General features: G+C 74.4%; 17 protein-coding genes and 6 tRNA genes. 10 read left to right on the top strand and 13 right to left on the bottom strand.

The window, feature by feature from the left end; translation table 11 throughout:
- Positions 1 to 9: 9 nt before the first annotated feature.
- Complete coding sequence (locus J7F03_RS09290; protein ID WP_214948169.1) at positions 10 to 2,391, top strand: SCO7613 C-terminal domain-containing membrane protein; 2,382 nt, start codon at positions 10 to 12, stop codon at positions 2,389 to 2,391.
- Between the two features lie 119 nt (positions 2,392 to 2,510).
- On the opposite strand, the gene J7F03_RS09285 is transcribed toward J7F03_RS09290, so the two are convergent.
- Positions 2,511 to 2,582 (bottom strand) — tRNA-Val (locus J7F03_RS09285).
- 79 nt (positions 2,583 to 2,661) lie between these two features.
- The gene (locus J7F03_RS09280; protein ID WP_214948168.1) at positions 2,662 to 3,099 is read right to left on the bottom strand and encodes a TIGR02611 family protein; all 438 of its coding nucleotides are present in this window, start codon (positions 3,097 to 3,099) and stop codon (positions 2,662 to 2,664) included.
- Positions 3,100 to 3,276: 177 nt separating this feature from the next.
- Here J7F03_RS09280 and J7F03_RS09275 point away from each other — a divergent pair, with 177 nt between their 5' ends.
- Together J7F03_RS09275 and J7F03_RS09270 are read left to right on the top strand one after the other, a co-directional pair.
- Positions 3,277 to 3,690 (top strand): SsgA family sporulation/cell division regulator, encoded by a 414-nt coding sequence (locus J7F03_RS09275; RefSeq protein WP_030011909.1) that lies wholly within the window; start codon positions 3,277 to 3,279, stop codon positions 3,688 to 3,690.
- A 225-nt stretch (positions 3,691 to 3,915) separates the two neighbouring features.
- Positions 3,916 to 4,530, top strand: a complete 615-nt coding sequence (locus J7F03_RS09270; RefSeq protein WP_214948167.1) for a CGNR zinc finger domain-containing protein — start codon at positions 3,916 to 3,918, stop codon at positions 4,528 to 4,530.
- On the opposite strand, the gene J7F03_RS09265 is transcribed toward J7F03_RS09270, so the two are convergent.
- Entirely contained in the window at positions 4,471 to 4,641 is a 171-nt protein-coding gene (locus J7F03_RS09265; RefSeq protein ID WP_214948166.1) for a hypothetical protein, read from the bottom strand. The genes J7F03_RS09270 and J7F03_RS09265 overlap by 60 nt on opposite strands.
- A gap of 128 nt (positions 4,642 to 4,769) precedes the next feature.
- Entirely contained in the window at positions 4,770 to 5,213 is a 444-nt protein-coding gene (locus tag J7F03_RS09260; RefSeq protein WP_214948165.1) for a hypothetical protein, read from the bottom strand.
- A gap of 200 nt (positions 5,214 to 5,413) precedes the next feature.
- Between J7F03_RS09260 and J7F03_RS09255 the strand changes: the two genes are divergently transcribed.
- Positions 5,414 to 5,917: a DsbA family protein gene (locus J7F03_RS09255; protein WP_214948164.1), complete on the top strand. Its 504-nt coding sequence runs from the start codon at positions 5,414 to 5,416 to the stop codon at positions 5,915 to 5,917.
- A gap of 26 nt (positions 5,918 to 5,943) precedes the next feature.
- On the opposite strand, the gene J7F03_RS09250 is transcribed toward J7F03_RS09255, so the two are convergent.
- From J7F03_RS09250 to J7F03_RS09240, 3 genes are read right to left on the bottom strand one after another with little or no spacing between them, the layout of a single operon-like run.
- Positions 5,944 to 6,768: a GNAT family N-acetyltransferase gene (locus J7F03_RS09250; protein WP_214948163.1), complete on the bottom strand. Its 825-nt coding sequence runs from the start codon at positions 6,766 to 6,768 to the stop codon at positions 5,944 to 5,946.
- 57 nt (positions 6,769 to 6,825) lie between these two features.
- A complete protein-coding gene (locus J7F03_RS09245; protein ID WP_214948162.1) occupies positions 6,826 to 7,653 on the bottom strand; it encodes an aminotransferase class IV in 828 nt (275 codons plus the stop codon).
- Entirely contained in the window at positions 7,650 to 8,735 is a 1,086-nt protein-coding gene (locus J7F03_RS09240; RefSeq protein WP_214948161.1) for a chorismate-binding protein, read from the bottom strand. The genes J7F03_RS09245 and J7F03_RS09240 overlap by 4 nt, the downstream gene beginning before the upstream one ends.
- Positions 8,736 to 8,914: 179 nt before the next feature.
- On the opposite strand from J7F03_RS09240, the gene J7F03_RS09235 reads away from it, so the two are divergent.
- The 5 genes from J7F03_RS09235 (at position 8,915) to J7F03_RS09215 (ending at position 9,396) form a co-directional block, all read left to right on the top strand.
- Positions 8,915 to 8,987: transfer RNA gene (locus J7F03_RS09235), tRNA-Gly, on the top strand.
- Between the two features lie 46 nt (positions 8,988 to 9,033).
- Positions 9,034 to 9,107 (top strand) — tRNA-Cys (locus J7F03_RS09230).
- A gap of 1 nt (position 9,108) precedes the next feature.
- Positions 9,109 to 9,180: transfer RNA gene (locus J7F03_RS09225), tRNA-Val, on the top strand.
- Between the two features lie 19 nt (positions 9,181 to 9,199).
- Positions 9,200 to 9,271 (top strand) — tRNA-Val (locus J7F03_RS09220).
- A gap of 53 nt (positions 9,272 to 9,324) precedes the next feature.
- Positions 9,325 to 9,396 (top strand) — tRNA-Val (locus tag J7F03_RS09215).
- A gap of 158 nt (positions 9,397 to 9,554) precedes the next feature.
- Here the strand turns inward: J7F03_RS09215 and J7F03_RS09210 are convergent.
- The 3 genes from J7F03_RS09210 to J7F03_RS09200 all read right to left on the bottom strand — a co-directional run bounded on the left by J7F03_RS09210 (position 9,555) and on the right by J7F03_RS09200 (position 11,459).
- The gene (locus tag J7F03_RS09210) at positions 9,555 to 9,866 is read right to left on the bottom strand and encodes a zf-TFIIB domain-containing protein (protein WP_214948160.1); all 312 of its coding nucleotides are present in this window, start codon (positions 9,864 to 9,866) and stop codon (positions 9,555 to 9,557) included.
- 65 nt (positions 9,867 to 9,931) lie between these two features.
- A complete protein-coding gene (locus J7F03_RS09205; protein WP_214948159.1) occupies positions 9,932 to 10,903 on the bottom strand; it encodes a phosphotransferase family protein in 972 nt (323 codons plus the stop codon).
- Between the two features lie 370 nt (positions 10,904 to 11,273).
- Positions 11,274 to 11,459, bottom strand: a complete 186-nt coding sequence (locus tag J7F03_RS09200; RefSeq protein ID WP_112448041.1) for a hypothetical protein — start codon at positions 11,457 to 11,459, stop codon at positions 11,274 to 11,276.
- Between the two features lie 552 nt (positions 11,460 to 12,011).
- Between J7F03_RS09200 and J7F03_RS09195 the strand changes: the two genes are divergently transcribed.
- The gene (locus tag J7F03_RS09195; RefSeq protein WP_251071608.1) at positions 12,012 to 13,214 is read left to right on the top strand and encodes a serine/threonine-protein kinase; all 1,203 of its coding nucleotides are present in this window, start codon (positions 12,012 to 12,014) and stop codon (positions 13,212 to 13,214) included.
- Positions 13,215 to 13,233: 19 nt separating this feature from the next.
- Here the strand turns inward: J7F03_RS09195 and J7F03_RS09190 are convergent, their stop codons facing one another.
- The 3 genes from J7F03_RS09190 to cobT all read right to left on the bottom strand — a co-directional run bounded on the left by J7F03_RS09190 (position 13,234) and on the right by cobT (position 18,810).
- Complete coding sequence (locus tag J7F03_RS09190) at positions 13,234 to 14,046, bottom strand: RNA methyltransferase (protein WP_214948158.1); 813 nt, start codon at positions 14,044 to 14,046, stop codon at positions 13,234 to 13,236.
- A gap of 88 nt (positions 14,047 to 14,134) precedes the next feature.
- The gene (gene cobA / locus J7F03_RS09185; protein ID WP_214948157.1) at positions 14,135 to 15,355 is read right to left on the bottom strand and encodes a uroporphyrinogen-III C-methyltransferase; all 1,221 of its coding nucleotides are present in this window, start codon (positions 15,353 to 15,355) and stop codon (positions 14,135 to 14,137) included.
- A 347-nt stretch (positions 15,356 to 15,702) separates the two neighbouring features.
- Positions 15,703 to 18,810 carry a nicotinate-nucleotide--dimethylbenzimidazole phosphoribosyltransferase gene (gene cobT / locus J7F03_RS09180; protein ID WP_214948156.1) on the bottom strand — a complete coding sequence of 1,036 codons (3,108 nt, stop codon included), beginning with the start codon at positions 18,808 to 18,810 and terminating at the stop codon, positions 15,703 to 15,705.
- Positions 18,811 to 18,834: the final 24 nt, after the last annotated feature.

Below are 18,834 nucleotides of genomic sequence, written 5' to 3'. Positions count from 1 at the left end.
AATCCGGCCATGGAGACACCCCTGCCGCCGGCCGAGGAGCTCGCGCTCATCGACCGCGAACTGTTCCAACTCGATGCCCGGCGCCACTATCTGCTGAGCCGCCGGGAGTGGCTGCTGCGCGGCCAGGTGCCCTTCGCCTGGGGTGTGCCGACCCAGCCGGCGGCCCACCCGGCCCACCCGGCCCACCCGGCCCACCCGGCGGGCTCCGCGGAAACCTCGGCGCCGAGCGCGCAGAACGTGCTGCTGATCCTGGGGGCGGTACTGCTGGCCGTGGCCGCTCTGGCGTTCACGCTCGTCAGCTGGGGCTCCCTGGGCATCGCCGGACGCGGAGCGGTACTCGCCGTGGTGACGGCGGCGGCGCTGGGCACGCCCGCGCCGCTGCTGCGCCGGGGGCTGCGCTCGACCGCCGAGGCGGTGGCCGCGGTCGGCCTGCTGCTGACGGTGCTGGACGCGTACGCGCTCTTCGCGGTCAGCATGCCGCAAGTGGACGGCCTGGCCTACGCGGCGGGGGCGGCCGCGGTGCTGGCGGCGCTGTGGGCCGGGTACGGGCGGCTGCTGGGGCAGCTGCGGATCCCGCTGCCCGCGGCGCTGCTGACGGCGCAGCTCCCGCTGTTCCTGGCGGCGCTGGCCGCCGGGGCGGCGGGGCTGGACCAGGGCTGGGCGCTGCTGGCCACGGCGGCGCTGGACGCCGGGCTCGTGCTGCTGCGGCCGGGGCGCCTGACCCCCTGGGCCGCGGTGGCGGGCTCGGTGGCGGGCGGGGCGGCGCTGCTGACGGGCCTGACGGAGTCGGTGGCGGCGGGATCGGCGGGTATGGCGCTGGGCTCGTCGGCGCTGCTGGCGGCGACGGCGGTGCTGGGCGTGGCGGTGGCGTGGCGCGCGGCCCGGCTGGGGGCGGCGTTCGCGGCGGCGGGCGGTATCGCGGCGGTGGCGGCCCTCGGCGGGCCGGTGACGCGGGAGCTGCGTCCGTCGTGGGCCGCGGTGGTCTACCTGGTGGTGGCGCTGGCCCTGCTCGGTGCCCTGCGGATCCCCGCGCTCCCCGCCGCGGTCCGGCGCGGCCTCGCCTGGGCCGGTGCGGGGGTGGCCGCCCTGGAGGCGGTGTCCGCGGTGGCGTGGGTGGCGACGGTGCTCGCGGGCCGGCTGCGGGTGCTGGCGGAGGTGTGGTCGGCGACGACGCCCGCGCCGGCGGCCCCGAACGGCCCGGGGGCGGCGCCGGTGGTGGCGCTGCTGCTGACGGCGGCGGCCGCGTGGTGGCTGGTCCGGGTCCTGCCGGGGCGCCGGGAGCCCGGGGTGGCGGCGGTGGCCCTGGGCTGGGCGGCGCTGTTCGCGGGCCCGGTGGTGCTCGGTCTGCCGGCGGGCGCGGTCTTCGCGGCCCAGCTCGCGGTGACGCTGGCGGCGGGTGTGCTCGCGCTGCGCTCGGCGGCGGTCGGCGCGGGTCCCGGGATCGCGGCGGGCGCGTGCGCGCTGGCCGGGGCCGTGAGCGTGTCCGTGGCGGCCCTGGACGGGCGAGCGGCCACCTTCGCGGTGTTCGGGCTGCTGGGGGCCGCCTGCGCGGCGGGGGCGGCGTACAGGCCCGCTCCGGCGTGGGCCCGCGCGGGCGCGGCGGCACTGGCCGTCGGGTACGCGGCGCTGCTCGCGGTGACGCTGGGAGCCCTGCTGGAGCGGCCGGTGGCGTGGTGGGCGCCGCCGGTGCTGGCGGTCCCGGCGGCGGTGGCGGCGCTCGGGCCCCGGCTCGGCGCCGTACGGGCCCCGGCGGAGGCCGCGGCGGCCGTGGCGGGCCTCCTCGCGGTGGCCCTGGCCACGGGGGACGCGCCGGTGCTCGCACTGGTCCTGGCGCTGGCCGGGGTGGTGTGCGCGGGGGCCGCGGTACGGCCCGAGCGCCGCGCGGCCGCGGGCTGGCCGGCCGGGGTGCTGTTCCTGGCGGCGACCTGGGTGCGGCTCGCGGCCTCCGAGGTGACCGTGCCGGAGGCGTACACCCTGCCGGTGACGGCGGTGGCGCTGGCGGTGGGCTTCGTACGGCGGCGCCGGGATGCCGAGGCCGCGTCCTGGACGGCGTACGGGCCGGGTCTGGCGGCGACCCTGCTGCCGAGCACCCTCGCGGTGTGGGGCGACCCGCACTGGGCGCGGCCGCTCCTGCTGGGCGTGGGCGCGCTCGCGGTGACCCTGGCCGGGGCACGGGGCCGGCTGCGGGCCCCCCTGCTGCTGGGCGGGGCGACGCTGGCCGCGGTGGCCCTGCACGAGCTGACCCCGTTCGTCGTCCAGGTGGTGGACGCGCTGCCCCGCTGGCTGCCGCCGGCGCTGGCCGGGGTGCTGCTGCTGGTGGTGGGGGCGACGTACGAGAAGCGCCTGCGCGACGCCCGGCGGCTGCGGGACGCGATCGGCCGGCTGAAGTAGGCCGGCCGAGGGCGGGCCCCCGCGCCCCCCGGCCCCCGGGCCGGGGGGCGCGGAGGCCCGGAAGGACCGGAAACGCCAGAGGCCCGGAGACGGTGAAGTCTCCGGGCCTCTGGTCCAGGTGGGCGATACTGGGTTCGAACCAGTGACCCCTTCGGTGTGAACGAAGTGCTCTCCCACTGAGCTAATCGCCCGGACGCACCGCAAACATTACCCCATGTCAGCGGTGCTCTTCGCCATGAGCGGCCGCGGGCTGCCGACCCGCGGGCGGGCTCACTGGTCCTTGATGTTCCAGGGCAGGACGAGCCCGTACTTCCACAGGTAGAAGCCGATCAGGGCGCCCGCGATGACGAGGCCGATGCTGGTCAGGATGATGTTGCGGCGGCGGACCTTCGGGTCCAGCGCCTTCTGCGCGGCCTCGCTGACCTTGCGCTTGGTCCAGCGCAGGACGAGGTGGGCCCAGGCGAATTCCGTGGCCCAGATCGCGAGGCCGGCGAAGATCGCGACCCAGCCGGGGCCGGGCAGGACCAGCATGGCGATGCCGGCGCCGATGACGGCGAGGCCGACGACGAAGACGCCGACCTGCCAGCTCAGGTGCAGCCCTCGGCGGGCCTTGATGAAGGCCGGCGCCTTGGAGACGTGCGGCGCTTCTTCCGCCTTGGCGGACTCGGTGGCGGGCTCATTGGCCTCGCGGTCACTCCCCGTGTTCATGGGGTCGAATCTACCGGAGCGCGAAGCACACGTGAATGAGCGTTTGGATCCGCCGTTCGAGGGACCCAGAGGTCCGCAAAACGGTCAGAGGGGTTTACAACGGCACCGTAGGTGGCATGTCGATTTCGCCGACGTGCGAATCCCCGAGCGCACACTGAGCGAAAGGCCCTGGCGCTTATGAACACCACGGTCAGCTGCGAGCTGCACCTGCGCCTCGTTGTGTCGAGCGAGTCCTCACTGCCTGTTCCCGCGGGCCTGCGGTATGACACGGCCGATCCCTACGCCGTGCACGCCACCTTCCACACCGGCGCCGAGGAGACGGTCGAATGGGTATTCGCCCGCGACCTCCTCGCCGAGGGCCTCCACCGGCCCACCGGTACCGGCGACGTCCGCGTCTGGCCGTCCCGCAGTCACGGTCAGGGCGTCGTCTGCATCGCCCTGAGCTCACCGGAGGGAGAAGCACTGCTCGAAGCACCCGCCCGAGCACTCGAGTCGTTCCTCAAGCGGACGGACGCCGCGGTTCCACCAGGAACCGAGCACCGGCACTTCGACCTCGACAAGGAGCTCTCCCACATCCTGGCCGAATCCTGAGCCAGGCCTACAGAGGGAACTCTCTCCCGGCCTCCGCCGGGAGCCGCACGACACCGTCCGACTCGGGGCGACGGTGTGAGGCGGACAACCACATAAGTGCCGGCGCTGTTCACGCGGGAGCCACCCGCGCGGACGGCGCCGGTGCGCTTGGGAGCGACCCGCTAGAGTCGGCCACCAGCGGCGGCGCAGACCGTCACCGCAGGCCCGGCCCATGAGGGAGACCCCGTGCAGATCCCCCACGACACCCGTCGCGCGCTCGACGTCGTCGTCGCGCTGGTGAACACCTCGGCCGAGACGGAGCAGCCCGACGGACTGTCGGACGTGAACGCCCTGCGCGCCTTCGTCCACGACTACGCGATCAGCGACGTCGGCGAGCTCAGCGCCCGCGACCTCGCGGGCGTACGGACGGTGCGCGGCAAGTTCGCCCAGGTCTTCGCGGCGCCCAGCTCGCGCGTGGCCGCCGTACTGATCAACGAGCTGGTCGCGACGGCCGGCACCACCCCGCAGCTGACCAACCACGACGGCTATGACTGGCACGTGCACTACTTCGCGCCGGGCGCGTCGGTGGGTGACCACCTCGCGGCCGACGGCGGCATGGCGCTGGCGTTCATCGTGGTCTCGGGCGAGCGGGAGCGGCTGCGGCGCTGCGAGGCCCCTGACTGCCGGCGGGCCTTCGTGGACCTGTCCCGCAACCGTTCCCGGCGCTACTGCGACAGCCGTACCTGCGGGAACCGGTTGCACGTGGCGGCGTACCGGGCCCGGCGCAAGTCGGAGCAGGGCTCAGAGCAGGAAGAGGTCGTGCACGGCGGCGAGCAGCAGCAGACCGCCGATCACGCCTAGGAAGATCATCAGGGGCGGCTGGGAGAGCGCGAAGAGGCAGCCTCTCGGCTCCTCGGCGGGGGCGGTGGCCGGCGGGGGAAGGGACGGCTCACCCTGCGATGTGTCGAGCATGTCGGGGCGATGATGGCCCAGCGGACCCGCGTCCGGTGCTCAACACGCCAAACCGCCCGCACGAGGTAGCCGGATCCCGTCAGATCAGGTGGTTCCCGGCCCGAATCCGCCCGCGGACCGGGCCGATGTCATATGCCGTGCTTCTTGAGGATCGCCTCGATGTCGGAGAAGTCCTCGCCGGGGGTCGCGGCCTCGGCGGGCTTGGGGCGGGCACCGCCGCCCAGGGAGGGCGCGGAGGCCGCCGGGGCGACGGCCTCCCGGGCCGGGCGACCCTTGGCGGCCTTCGGCTCCTTGGCGGGCTTCTCCCCCGCGCCGAGCCCGCGCCGTTCTATCGCGCGGGTGGTCATGAAGAGCAGCCAGGCCAGCGCCAGCACGGCGAAGCCGGCCCACACGGTCGGCTTGAAGACGATCCCGGACACCCACTGCACGACGCCCGTCATCACCAGGCCGACCGGCACCAGCGCATACGCCGCGATCCGCGTGGCGGTGAGGAAGCGCTTGCGGTAGGCGGTCAGCGCGGCGATGCCCAGGCCCGCCGCGGACACCGCGGAGCAAATGGTCTCGGCGAGCATGCGGGGCCTCCAGGGGCGGTGCGGTCGGTCGGACCCGGCCGGCGGGCCGGGCGTTCTGTCCCTATCCATCCTGCACCGGCGACCGCCGCCCCGGCCATGCCCACGGCCCGCCCGGGGCGGATCTCCGGGACATCTCCGGGTCGCGGCTCCTCCCCAGGTCCCGGTCCGTGCGCACCCGCAGGGGCTGGGAGACTGTCCGTATGACCGATTCCGTGATCCTCGACGTCTGGTGCGAACTCCAGTGCCCGGACTGCCACAGCGCACTGGACGACGTACGCGCCCTGCGGGCCCGCTACGGCGACCGGCTGGACATCCGGCTGCGCCACTTCCCGCTGGAGAAGCACAAGCACGCCTTCGCCGCCGCGCAGGCCGCCGAGGAGGCCGCCGAGCAGGGGCAGGGCTGGGCGTACGTGGAGGCGGTGCTCGCCCGCACGGCGGAGCTCGGCAAGGGCGGTGAGTCCGTACTCGTCGAGGTGGCGCGCGAACTCGGCCTGGACTCCGAGGAGTTCGACACGGCCCTGATCGACGGCCGGCACATCCTGATCGTGGACGCAGACCAGGCCGAGGGCAAGGCGATCGGCGTGACCGGCACCCCGACGTACGTGATCGACGGGGAGCGTCTCGACGGCGGCAAGAGCCAGGAGGGCCTGCGCGGGCGCATCGAGGAGATCGCCGACCGGCTGCTGGCCGCGGACGGGGCGTAGCCAGAGACGGGTCCTCGGGGCAGCCCTTAGATCAGGTTCTTGGCGTAGTTGAGGTTCGTCGGCCGGTAGCCGAGGGACTCGTAGAGCCGCAGGGCCGGGGTGTTGTCGGTGAAGACGTGCAGCCCGAGCACCCTGTGGCCGGCGGCGAGGGCCGTGCGTTCCGCGAGGAGCATCAGGTCCCGGCCGTAGCCGCGGCCGCGGTGCTCCTCGGCCACCGCCACGTCGAAGACGTACGAGTCCTCCCCGCTCGGCGCGACCCACACGGTGCCGACGGGTGCGCCGGCCGCCTCCAGGACGCCGAAGCTGACGCCCTCGGTGGCCAGGCCCCGGGGCAACAGGGACTCGTGGTCGGTCACCGACTTCGCGTGCGCGGCCTCCGCCGGCATGCCGCGGCCGATCCAGCTCTGCGCGTAGCCCTCCAGCGCCCCGGCGAGCCAGGTCTCGAACTCCGCTTCCGCCATCGGGCGGCCGGTGACCCCCTCCCTCAAGGCCGGCGGCGCGGCGGGGAGCTCCTTGTCCATGTTGCGGCTGTACTCGGTGTAGCCGAGGGAGTCGGCCATGCGCAGGCCGCCCGCCGAGCAGGCCGGGACCGAGACGCGCACCCGCCGGCAGCCCCAGCCGCGCAGGATCTCCTCGGCGGCGAGCGCGGCGACCGTGCCGCGGCCGCGCCGGCGGTCCGGCTCGTCGACCACGAGGTCGCGGATCTCCGCGACCGTCGGCCCGAAGGGCGTGTCGCAGGTGAGCAGCAGGGCGCCGACGCGCCTGCTGTTGACACGGATCTCGTACGGGCGCGAGCGCGCCCCTCCGGCGGTCTGCTGAAGCGGCCCGCTCGGCCGCAGGGTGGTGGTCATCAATCGAGTTCTACCCGCCCCGCGGCCCGAATGACAGCGTTTTGATTCCCGCCCGGATCAGGACCGGGGGTCGCCGTCCTCGGCGGAGCGGGCGTCGAAGATCCGCATGGCCTCGGCGGTGACGGGGCCGGGGGCGGTGCCCAGCTCTCGCCCGTCGATCCGTACGACGGCTTGGACGTCGCGCAGCGAGGAGGTCAGGAAGACCTCCTCGGCCCGCTCCAGCGCCTCGAAGGGCAGGTCGCTCTCCTTGGCCCCGGCCCACTCGGCGACGAGGGCGCGGGTGATCCCGCCGAGGCAGCCGGAGGCGACGGGCGGGGTGTGGAGCTGTCCGTCGAGGACGACGAACACGTTGGAGCCGGTGCCCTCGCAGAGCCGCCCGACGGTGTTGGCGAAGAGGGCCTCGGAGGCGCCTGCGCGGTGGGCGGCGGCGAGCGCGACGACATTCTCGGCGTACGAGGTGGTCTTCAGGCCGGCCACGGCCGAGCGCTCGTTGCGCACCCACGGCACGGTGACGACGGCGGTGGTGTCGGGGCGCCGGGTGGTCTCCGCGAGGGCGACGATCAGCGTCGGTCCGGCCTCGCCGCGGTCGGAGCCGAGCGGGGAGACGCCTCCGGTGTAGGTGACGCGCAGCCGGCCGAGCGGGATCGGGTGGGCCTCCAGTACGGCCGCGCAGGCGCGGCGGACCTCGTCCAGGTCCGGGTCCGGCAGGCCGAGCCCGCGGGCGGAGCGGGTCAGCCGCTCCAGGTGGCGGGTGAGCGCGAAGGTCTTGCCGTGCTCCGCCTTGAGCGTCTCGAAGACTCCGTCGCCGACGGTGAGACCGTGATCGAACACGGACACCTTCGCGTCGTCGGCGTCCCGCAGTTCTCCGTCGAGCCAGATCCTCACCGTACGGTCCTCCCGCTTTCGTTCGCGTCCGCACCGTTCGCGTTCGCTTCGACGGCTCCTGACGCTACCCGCAGCAGGCGGGCGGCCTTCAGCTCGGTCTCCGCCCATTCGCGGTCCGGGTCGGAGCCCCAGGTGATCCCGGCGCCGGTGCCGAAGAGCAGCCGGGGGCCTCCGGGGGTCTCGCGGTCGATCCAGAAGGTCCGGATGCCGACGGCGAGCTCGGCGGTGCCCTGGTCGGCGTCGACCCAGCCGATGCCGCCGCAGTAGGGGCCGCGCGGGACGGTCTCCAGGGCCTCGATGATGCGCAGGGCGGAGGACTTGGGGGCGCCGGTGACGGAGCCGGGCGGGAAGGTGGCGGCGAGCAGCTCGGGCCAGCCGGCGCCGTCGGCGAGTTCACCGGCGACGGTGGAGACGAGGTGGACGAGGCCGGGGTGCTCTTCGAGCACGCACAGTTCGGGGACGGTGACCGAGCCGGTGGCGCAGACCCGGCCGAGGTCGTTGCGCACGAGGTCCACGATCATCACGTTCTCGGCGTGGTCCTTGGGCAGCAGGTCGGCGGCGGTGAGGCCGGTGCCCTTGATGGGGCCGGACTCGACGCGGCGGTCCCTGCGGCGCAGGTAGAGCTCGGGGGACGCGGTGGCGATCTCGACGCCGTGAGCCGGGAGACGAATCGTTCCTGCATAGGGAGCCGGATTGCCGCGCGCGAGCAGCGCCGTCAGGGCGTCGACATCGGCTCCCGCCGGATCGGGGAGCGGCGCGGACATCACGCGGCAGAGGTTGGCCTGGTAGACCTCGCCCGCCTCGATGTGCTCGCGGATGCGGCGTACCCCCGCGACGTACGCGGCACGGTCGAGCGAGGAGGTCCACTGGTCGGCGTCGGGGCCGTGCCAGGCTCCGGGGACGGGCGCGGGCACCGGGTCGGGGCGTATGTCCCCGAAGCGCGCGCAGACGAGCCGACCTTCGAAGTCGGCGGTCACCGCCCAGAACCCGGTGGAATCGAGGGCGGCGGGATCACTGGTGACATCTCGGAGATCGGTCGCGAGAAGGCCGCCGAAGCGGGCGAGGGGAGGCAGGTCGTGCACGGCTGCGAGTCTATGACCGGTGGCGCGCGGGCGCCGGTGAGGAGTCCGCGGGGTGACCGGCGGTGACCGAGCGGCAGCACGCTGCGGAAACGCGTTTTTGAGCTGGCCCGGGAATCCGCTAGAGTTCAACTCGTCGCCAGGGAGCGAAGGGGGAAACCCCGGAGCGAACACGGTGACCTGCGGACGTAGCTCAGTTGGTAGAGCACCACCTTGCCAAGGTGGATGTCGCGAGTTCGAGTCTCGTCGTCCGCTCTGAGGTGGGGGATCATCCTTCCCGAGGACCCCCTGCCCGCTCCATGGTGGAGTGGCCGAGAGGCGAGGCAACGGCCTGCAAAGCCGTCTACACGGGTTCAAATCCCGTCTCCACCTCCAAGGACGATTAGCTCAGCGGGAGAGCGCTTCCCTGACACGGAAGAGGTCACTGGTTCAATCCCAGTATCGTCCACTGGTCCGCAAGGACCCCCGCGCGATTAGCTCAGCGGGAGAGCGCTTCCCTGACACGGAAGAGGTCACTGGTTCAATCCCAGTATCGCGCACGCAGTACGATTGCCCTTGCCACCCGCGGTGTTCTCACCGTGCTTGTGGTCCCGCGCGATTAGCTCAGCGGGAGAGCGCTTCCCTGACACGGAAGAGGTCACTGGTTCAATCCCAGTATCGCGCACTCGCATCCGAAAGCCCGGCCGTCTCGACGGTCGGGGCTTTCGCGTGTGCGGGCCACGGGTGTGCTGTCCGTGCGTGTACGGGCCCTGCGCGTGCGGCCTTCGCCGCCGACGCCGGGGGCCGGGGGTCCGGGCGGTGCCGGACCCCCACCGCTCGGCGTCAGGACGAGAAGAGCATCCGGCCGAAGCCGCCCTTGCGGTGGCCGTGGTGGCCGTGGCCGTAGCCGCCGTGCTGCGGGGCGCCCCAGGCGGGCGCGGGGGCGGCGTGCTGGGCCGGGTAGGGGGCCGGGGCCGGCGGCGCGGCGGGCGGCGGGACCTGACCGTACTGGGCGGTGTACTGGGACTCCAGGCGAGTCAGCGCCTCCAGCTCGCCGTAGTCGAGGAAGATGCCGCGGCAGCCGCTGCACTGCTCTATCTGGACACCGTTGCGGTTGTAGGTGTGCATCATCGCGTGACACTTCGGACACTGCATGACCGGATCAACTCCTCGCCGTCTGCGTCGACACCGGATGCCTACCCGGTGGCGTGGGGCTCACCCTACGACGGAGCCGGCCGCTCCAAGTCGGGCGGGAGGGAGGCAATTCGGGCACAGGCGTCCACCATCAGATGCTCCACGTCGTCGAGTCGGCGCTCCTCACGCGCCGCCTTGGCCAGGGCCAGCGCGGCCGTCTGCACGGTGAGCGCGCGGGCCGCGACGTCGAGTTCCGGCCAGGGATCGGCGCCGGGCGGACCCGCGGCGGGTCCGCCGGCGGCGCGGTAGGCGTCGAGGAAGCGCAGCCACGTCCGCGTGTCGAGCAGCCCGGCGGCGTACCAGGCCGCGGGCCGGGCGAGGTCCCAGGCGGGCGCGCCGAGCCCGAGGTCGTCGACGTCGATCAGCCGCCACCGCCCCGCCGGGCCCCGGACCAGCTGTCCCAGGTGCAGATCCCCGTGGCACAGCACCCCGCCGGACGGCCGCGACCCGTCCCCCCGGGTCCAGGCGGGCAGCGTCGCCGCGGCGGCCCGTACGAGGCGCGCCATCGCGGCGGCGTCGGCACCGTCATCGGCCGTGGCCCGCCCGGCGGGTGTGGATGCGGGCGCGGGGGCCGCGGGCGGGTGGGCGACGGCGAGGCGGTGGAGGGCGCGGGCGAGTTTGGCGGGGCCGCGCATCGGGGGGAGCGGGGCGGGGAGGCGGTGGAGCGGGGTCCGGTGGAGGGCCGCCAGGAGCTCGGCGGCCGCCTCCCAGGGCGCGTCCTCGGGACGGTCCGGGGCGACCGGAGCACCGTAGGGCCACAGGGAGACGGCCCGGCCCGCCACCCGGCCGAGCCCGGTCCGCAGCGGAGGCAGCAGGACCCCGGCCAGCGCGGCGTCCCCGGCGACCAGGATCCGTACCGCCAGGGCGTCGGGGTCGCTGTCCGGCGCGTGCGCCTTGGCCACGGTGTCCCCGCAGCGGACGACCGTGCCGTCGTCCCGGTCGGCGAGGACCTCGTACCGCGTCGCGCCCGCGTACGCCGCGAGCGCGGCGCCGCTCACTCGCTCCAGCGGGACCACACCCCGGCGCCGTCGATGTGCGGGAGGAACTCCGCCACCGGCGCTCCGGCGGGTGTGAGCGGGCCCGGCCGTGCCATGACCACTCCCCCGCGCCCCCGCACCCCGTGCGGGTGCTCCTCGGGACGAGGGTACGGAACGCCGAGCCCACCCAGGGCAACGGGACCGTCGGGAGCACCGGGAACGCCTGAAGCGCCGGGCGGGCCGCGGGCATGAAAAAGGGTGCTGCCCGTCCGACTCCCCAGCCGTACGGGCAGCACCCTTCACCTGCCGTCCGTCGGCCGCGCCCCCGTCCCCACGGGGTGCGGCCGGTGAAGCCCGGGCCCAGGCCGCTCTCCTGGACCCTGGGCGCCGCTCAGCGCCCCAGCATCACGCTCACGGACGACGCCTGTGCCACCACCTGGTCGAAGCCTCCGAAGAGGAAGAGCAGGAGGGCGGCCAGGGGGAGCACCATCGCCGCCGCCACCAACGGATGGCGGTGGCCGGACTCATGGCCGTTGAACGCGAATGCCTTGCGTCCCTGCCGTGCGATGTCCGCCATGGTCCTCTCCCTGTCGTTTGGCAGCGGCGGGCTTGTGACCTCGGGGGACGAGTGCTCCACCCGCCGCTTGTCTTCAACACTAGGCGCGGGAAAGGCCCCTGGCCTCATGCCTTCGTACCCATTGACGGGCCTCCGGGAGGATGAGGAGGCCACCTCGCGTGTACTCCCCTGGGTGGAGACCGGCCCCCCGGTCTGAGGGTCTTCCCGGAGGGGATGACCGGAGTGTGGTGACTTCGCTCACTTCCGTCACCGTCCGCACACGCACGGTCGACGACCAGGGAGTCCCAAGATCAACCGGCCCGGGCCGGACCGCGCGCCGGTCGGCCGCCCTCGGGCACCCCGCCCGGCGCCCCAATTCCCTTGGACGGGAAGCCCTTTGGCTCGCGCACCCACTTCCGCACATGCGTCCGACCGGTGGCCTGAGGATCCCTCAAGTGGACTGCCCCGTACTGACAATCGAATCCCCCGGCGAGGGCGCGGCCTCTGAGCGCGCATGCCGGATGGTCCGTAAGCTGTGCCACGTCAACAGGACGACCGGTCAGCGGGGTGGACATGGCGATGATGCGGCTCCGGCGCGAGGACCCGCGTGTCGTCGGCTCGTTCAGGCTGCACCGGCGCCTCGGCGCCGGGGGCATGGGCGTCGTCTACCTGGGATCCGACCGGCGCGGCCAGCGCGTCGCGCTCAAGGTGATCCGGCCGGATCTCGCCGAGGACCAGGAGTTCCGCTCGCGCTTCGCACGCGAGGTGTCCGCCGCCCGGCGGATCCGCGGCGGGTGCACCGCGCGCCTGGTCGCCGCGGACCTGGAGGCGGAGCGCCCCTGGTTCGCCACGCAGTACGTGCCCGGCCCCTCCCTGCACGACAAGGTGGCCGAGGAGGGCCCGCTGACGGCCGCGCAGATCGCCGCCATCGGCGCGGCGCTCTCCGAGGGCCTGGTCGCCGTGCACGAGGCCGGGGTGGTCCACCGCGACCTCAAGCCCTCGAACATCCTGCTGTCGCCCAAGGGTCCGCGCATCATCGACTTCGGGATCGCCTGGGCGACCGGCGCGAGCACCCTGACCCACGTGGGAACCGCCGTCGGCTCCCCCGGGTTCCTGGCGCCCGAGCAGGTGCGCGGCGCGGCCGTCACCCCCGCCACGGACGTCTTCTCGCTCGGCGCCACCCTCGCCTACGCGGCCACCGCCGACTCGCCCTTCGGGCACGGCAGTTCCGAGGTCATGCTGTACCGCGTGGTGCACGAGGAGGCGCACCTGCAGGGCGTCCCGGACGCGCTGGCGCCCCTCGTACGGGCCTGCCTGGCCAAGGACCCCGAGGATCGGCCCAGCACGCTCCAGCTGTCGATGCGGCTCAAGGAGATCGCGGCCCGTGAGGCGCACGGGCTGGGCGAGAGCCGTCCGCCGGCGCAGCGGGCGCGGACGGAGCGGCCCACTGGGCGGCTCGCCGAGGACTACGTCGAGGAGCGCGCGGAGCGTCGTACCGGCGGCACCCCCGTGTCCAGGCCCCAGGGGCCGGGAACGGGGCAGGGCCAGGGCCCGCAGAGCGGACCGCAGTCGCGGCCCTCGTCGGCGCGGGGCACCGGCTCGCGGGGCCCCGGCTCCACCGCCGGGCGCACGGGCGGGCGCCCCGCGCCCCGTACGACGGGGACGGGACGGCGGCCGTCGCGGCCGGACCCGAAGCTGATGCGCCAGCGCCTGATCGTCTTCGTCCTGGTGACGCTGATCGTGGCGCTGGGCATCGCGGCGGCCCAGAAGCTGTAGCCGGGCCGGAGGCAGCCTCCTACGGGCGGCCGCCGGCCACCGCGTAGAAGGCGACGGCCGCGGCGGCGCCCACGTTCAGCGAGTCCACGCCGTGCGCCATGGGAATCCGCACCCACTCGTCGGCGGCGACCAGCGCCTGCGTGGACAGGCCGTCCCCCTCCGCGCCCAGCATCAGCGCGACCCGCTCCAGTGTCTGCGGGGCGGCCACGTCGATCGGCGAGGCCTTCTGGTGCGGGGTGAGCGCGAGCAGCTTGAAGCCGGCCTCGCGGACCGAGTCCAGGCTCTTGGGCCAGGCTTCCAGCCGGGCGTAGGGCACGGAGAACACCGCGCCCATGGAGACCTTGACGGAGCGCCGGTAGAGCGGGTCCGCGCAGTCAGGCGAGAGCAGCACCGCGTCCATGCCGAGGGCGGCCGCGCTGCGGAAGATGGCGCCGATGTTGGTGTGGTCGTTCACCGCTTCCATGACGACCACGCGCCGGGTGGTGGCGAGGATGTCCTCGGCCGTGGGCAGCGGCTTGCGCTGCATCGAGGCGAGGGCGCCGCGGTGCACGTGGTAGCCGGTGACGCGCTCGGCGAGCTCGGGGCTGACGGCGTAGACCGGGGCCGGGAGCTCGTCGATGACGTCGCGCATGACGTCGACCCACTTGGCGGAGAGAAGCATCGAGCGCATCTCGTACCCGGCGTCCTTGGCCCGTCTGATCACCTTCTCGCCCTCGGCGATGAAGAGACCTTCCGCGGGCTCGCGCCTGCGCCGGAGTTCGACGTCGGTCAGGCCCGTGTAGTCGCGCAGGCGCGGGTCGTCGGGGTCCTCGACGGTGATGAGATCAGCCACAGGGTGATACTGCCTTGTCCTGGGTGCGGTGCCAACGGCTCCGTTGCGGGGTTGTCCTGCCGGCCTGGCGGCCTGCTGCCCTTCTGCCCTACTGGGCGGCGGGCCGGTTCACCTTCACCACGTCGCCGATGACGATGACGGCCGGCGGCCGGACCTCCTGGGCCCGGACGGTCTCGCCGACGGTTGCCAAGGTGGCGTCCACGCGGCGCTGGGAGGCGGTGGTGCCCTCCTGGATGACGGCGACCGCGGTGTCGGCGGGACGGCCGTGGCGGACCAGCGCCTCGGCGATCAGGCCGATCTTGTCGACGCCCATGAGGATGACCAGGGTGCCGGTGAGCTTGGCGAGGGAGGCCCAGTCCACGAGGGAACGCGGGTCGTCGGGGCCTACGTGGCCGCTGACCACGGTGAACTCGTGCGCGACGCCCCGGTGCGTGACCGGGATGCCGGCCGCGCCGGGCACCGAGATGGAGCTGGAGATGCCGGGGACGACGGTGCAGGAGATGCCGGCCTCGGCGAGGGCCTGGAGCTCCTCCATGCCGCGCCCGAAGACGTACGGGTCCCCGCCCTTGAGCCGGACCACGGCCTTGCCGGCCTTGGCGTGCTCGATGAGGGCGTTGTTGATGGCCTCCTGGGCCATGAAGCGGCCGTACGGGATCTTCGCGGCGTCGATGACCTCGACGTGCGGCGGGAGCTCGTCGAGGAGGTCGCGGGGGCCGAGGCGGTCCGCGATGACGACGTCGGCCTCGGCGAGGAGGCGGCGGCCGCGGACCGTGATCAGGTCCGGGTCGCCGGGACCGCCGCCGACGAGGGCGACGCCGGGGGTGTGCGGGCGGGCAGCCGTGAGGGTGCCGTCGCGCAGGCCTTCGACGACCGCGTCGCGGACGGCGGCGGAGCGGCGGGGGTCGTTGCCGCTCAGAACGGCGACGGTCACGCCCTCGACTCGGCCGGTCGCCGGGGTCCAGGCGGTGGCGGCCTCGGCGTCGTCGGCGCGGACGCACCAGACGCGGCTCCGCTCCGCTTCGGAGGAGGCGGCGTCGTTGGCGGACTTGTCGCGGGTGGCGATGAGCGCGTACCAGGCGTCGGCGAGGTCGCCCTCCTGGTAGCGGCGGCGCTCCCAACGGATCTCGCCGGTCTCCGCCATGGCGTCCACGGAGGGGGTCGCGGAGGGCGAGATCAAGACGATGTCGGCGCCGGCCGCGATGAGCGCGGGCAGGCGGCGCTGGGCGACCTGGCCGCCGCCGACGACGACGACTCGGCGGCCCGCGAGGCGGAGTCCGACGGGGTAGGCGGGGTGTGCCGGGTGTCCCATGGCGGTTGCGGCTCCTGATGCGGCGGTGACGGCGGGCCGCTGCGTCGCTGGAGCGGCTGGGTTGACGTGCGGTTTCCCGGTGTCCGGGTCCACGATACGACCCGTGGGGCCGGGGGTCCCGGTGGGGCCGCTGGGCGGGGTGCGGGCGGGCCGCTGGGCGGGGTGCGGGCGGGGCCGGGTCCGGTGCCGGGTCCGGTGCCGGGGTGGGATGTCGTCCGGGACCGCGTGATCCATGGCGCCCTGAGCTTGGTTTCGGCCCTTACATGGCCTGAGCCGCGCCACACATCACGTTTTGTCCCGGACAACACCCCACCCCGTCCCCGGGCCCGGCCAACCCCCGGCCGGGGCTACTTCTCGGTTACGCCTGCCGAGTCGAAGGTGGCCACCTCGTGCATCGCGCGGGCCGCGCTCTGGACCAGGGGGAGGGCCAGCAGGGCGCCCGTGCCTTCGCCGAGGCGGAGGTCCAGGTCGACCAGGGGGCGCAGGCCGAGCTTGTTCAGGGCCGCGACGTGGCCCGGTTCGGCGCTGCGGTGGCCCGCGATGCACGCCGAGAGGGACTCGGGAGCGATGGCACGGGCCACCAGGGCGGCCGCGCCCGCGCTCACGCCGTCCAGGATGACCGGCGTGCGGAGGGACGCTCCGCCGAGGAGGAGACCGACGATCGCCGCGTGCTCCAGGCCGCCGATGGCCGCCAGGACTCCGATCGGGTCCGCCGGGTCCGGCTGGTGGAGATCGAGGGCACGGCGGACGACCTCGACCTTGCGGGCGTGCGTCTCGTCGTTGATGCCGGTGCCGCGGCCGGTGACCTCCGCCGGATCGACCCCGGTGAAGACCGAGATCAGGGCCGCCGAGACGGTGGTGTTCGCGATGCCCATCTCGCCGGTGAGCAGCGCCTTGTTGCCCGCCGCCACGAGGTCGCGGGCCGTCTCGATGCCGACCTCGATGGCCGCGATCGCTTCCTCGCGGGTCATCGCCGGGCCGACGGAGAGGTCGGCCGTGCCCGGGCGGACCTTGCGCGGGAGCAGACCGGGGGTGGCCGGGAGGTCCCCGGCGACACCGACGTCGATCACGCAGACCTCGGCGCCCACCTGGTTGGCGAACGCGTTGCAGACCGCGCCGCCGCCCAGGAAGTTGGCGACCATCTGCAGGGTGACCTCCTGGGGCCACGGGGTGACGCCCTGGGCGTGCACGCCGTGGTCGCCCGCGAAGATCGCGACCGCGGCCGGCTCCGGGATCGGCGGCGGACAGACCCGCGAGAGGCCGGCCAGCTGCGCCGAGATGATCTCGAGCATGCCGAGCGCGCCCGCCGGCTTGGTCATGCGCTTCTGCCGCTCCCACGCCTCGCCGAGCGCCTTCGCGTCGAGCGGACGGATGCCGGCGACGGTCTCCGAGAGCAGGTCGTGCGGCTCCTCGCCGGGCAGCGCGCGGCGCCCGTACGTCTCCTCGTGCACGACCCAGGACAGGGGACGGCGCTGGGACCAGCCCGCCTGGGCCAGCTCGGGCTCCTCGGGGAACTCGTCCACGTAGCCGACGCACAGGTACGCGACGACCTCCAGGTGCTCCGGCAGGCCGAGCGCGCGGACCATCTCGCGCTCGTCGAAGAAGCTGACCCAGCCGACGCCGAGGCCCTCGGCTCGCGCGGCGAGCCAGAGGTTCTCGACGGCGAGGGCCGAGGAGTACGGGGCCATCTGCGGCTGGGTGTGCCGGCCGAGGGTGTGGCGGCCGCCCCGGGTGGGGTCGGCGGTGACGACGATGTTCACCGGGGTGTCGAGGATGGCCTCGATCTTGAGTTCCTTGAACTGCTTGGCCCTGCCCTTGGGCAGCGACTTCGCGTAGGCCTCGCGCTGGTGCTCGGCGAGCTCGTGCATCGTCCGGCGGGTCTCGGAGGACTTGATGACGACGAAGTCCCACGGCTGGGAGTGGCCGACGCTGGGCGCGGTGTGGGCCGCCTCCAGGACGCGGAGCAGCACCTCGTGCGGGATCGGGTCGCTGCGGAAGCCCTTGCGGATGTCGCGGCGTTCGCGCATGACGCGCAGGACGGCCTCGCGCTCGGCGTCGGCGTACCCGGGGGCGGCTTCGCCGGCCGCGTGCTCGACGGCGACGGCATCGGCCTCGGGCCCTGTCTCCGGCTCGGCTTCGCGTACGGCCTCGGGCTGGGGTCCGGCCGCGGCCTCGGAGGTCGTCTCTGCCTCCAGCGGTACGTCGGCCACGGGCTCGGGAGCGGGCTCCGGCGCGGTCTCGGCGGCCTGAACCACCGTTTCTGCGGGCTGCGGCTCGGGCTGCGGTTCCGGCTCCACGACCGGCTCGGGCTCCGGGGCCGCTGCGACGACGGCCTCGGGGACCGCGACGGCGACGGGCTCGGCAACGGGCTCCACCGCGACCGGCTCGGCGACGAGGGCCGCGACCGGCTCCGCCACGGGCACGGCTTCCGGCTCCACGACGGCCACGACGGCCGGCTCGGGCTCGACGACGGCCACGACGACGGGCTGGGGCTCGGGCTCCGCGAAGGCGACGGCGACGGCGACGGCCTCGGGCTCCGCGAAGGCGACGGGCTCAGGCTGCTGGGAGTGGGGCTCGGGCTCGGCGAAGGCGACGGGCTCGGGGGCCGCAAGGGCCTGCGGAGCCGGCTCCACCGCCCACGGCGTTCCGGCCTGCACCGGGATCTCGGCATGCGAGAGGTCCAGGTACTCCGGGCCCGTGGCCGGCGGCCCGGACTGGTGCGTCGCAACGGGCGCCGCGAGGGTGCCCGGCACGGAGACGAGGGGCTCGGCGGCGGGCACGGCGGGCGGCACCGGGGCCGGGGCCTGCACGGGGGCCGGAGCGGGCGCCGAGGTCGCGGCCGGACCCCGGTCCGCGAGGGAGCGTACGACTCCCCCGGTGGCCTCGGGCACGGGCGGGCCCATGTGCAGCGGCCGCCGCACCGGGGCCGGGGCGGCGGGGGCCGCCGGAGCCTGGGTCTGCGGGGCCAGGAGGCCGCCGAGGTCCAGCGCGCCGGAATCCCGGCCGCCGGCCTCGTGCGCGCCCGCGCTGTAGGAGGCGGGGTCGGCGAAGGAAGGCTGCTGCGGGAAAGGCTGTTCGGAGAGGGACTGCTCCGGGAAGGACTGCTGCGGGTAGCCCGCGGTCTCATAGGAGACCGGCGCCTCGGCGGCCACGGCCGGCTGCTGGTACTCGGGGACCGCCGGATATTCGGCGTAGGGCGCGTCCGCGTACGGGGAGGGCTCGGGGAAGGCGGGTACCGGCGGGACGACCTGGGGGTCGCTCCACGCTCCCTGGCTGCTGGGCATCAGCAGCAGTTCCTCGTCTTCCGGCTCGGCCGGGTCGTCCACGAGGTCCTGGAAGGCGTAGCCCCCGGTCGCGGGGGAGGTCACGGGGACCGGGGCGGGGACGCCCGGCTGATCCACCATGCCCGTGCTGTCCGGGAGACCCTCGCCCGGAACCTGGCCGGTGTCAGTCATGCGTACCCCTCGCCCATCGGTATT

It is taken from the genome of Streptomyces sp. ISL-43, assembly GCF_018614195.1.
In the GTDB taxonomy this organism is placed as follows: Bacteria; Actinomycetota; Actinomycetes; order Streptomycetales; family Streptomycetaceae; genus Streptomyces.
The sequence above is the reverse complement of the archived record's forward strand: the minus strand, read 5'-3'. Positions and strand labels throughout refer to the sequence as shown.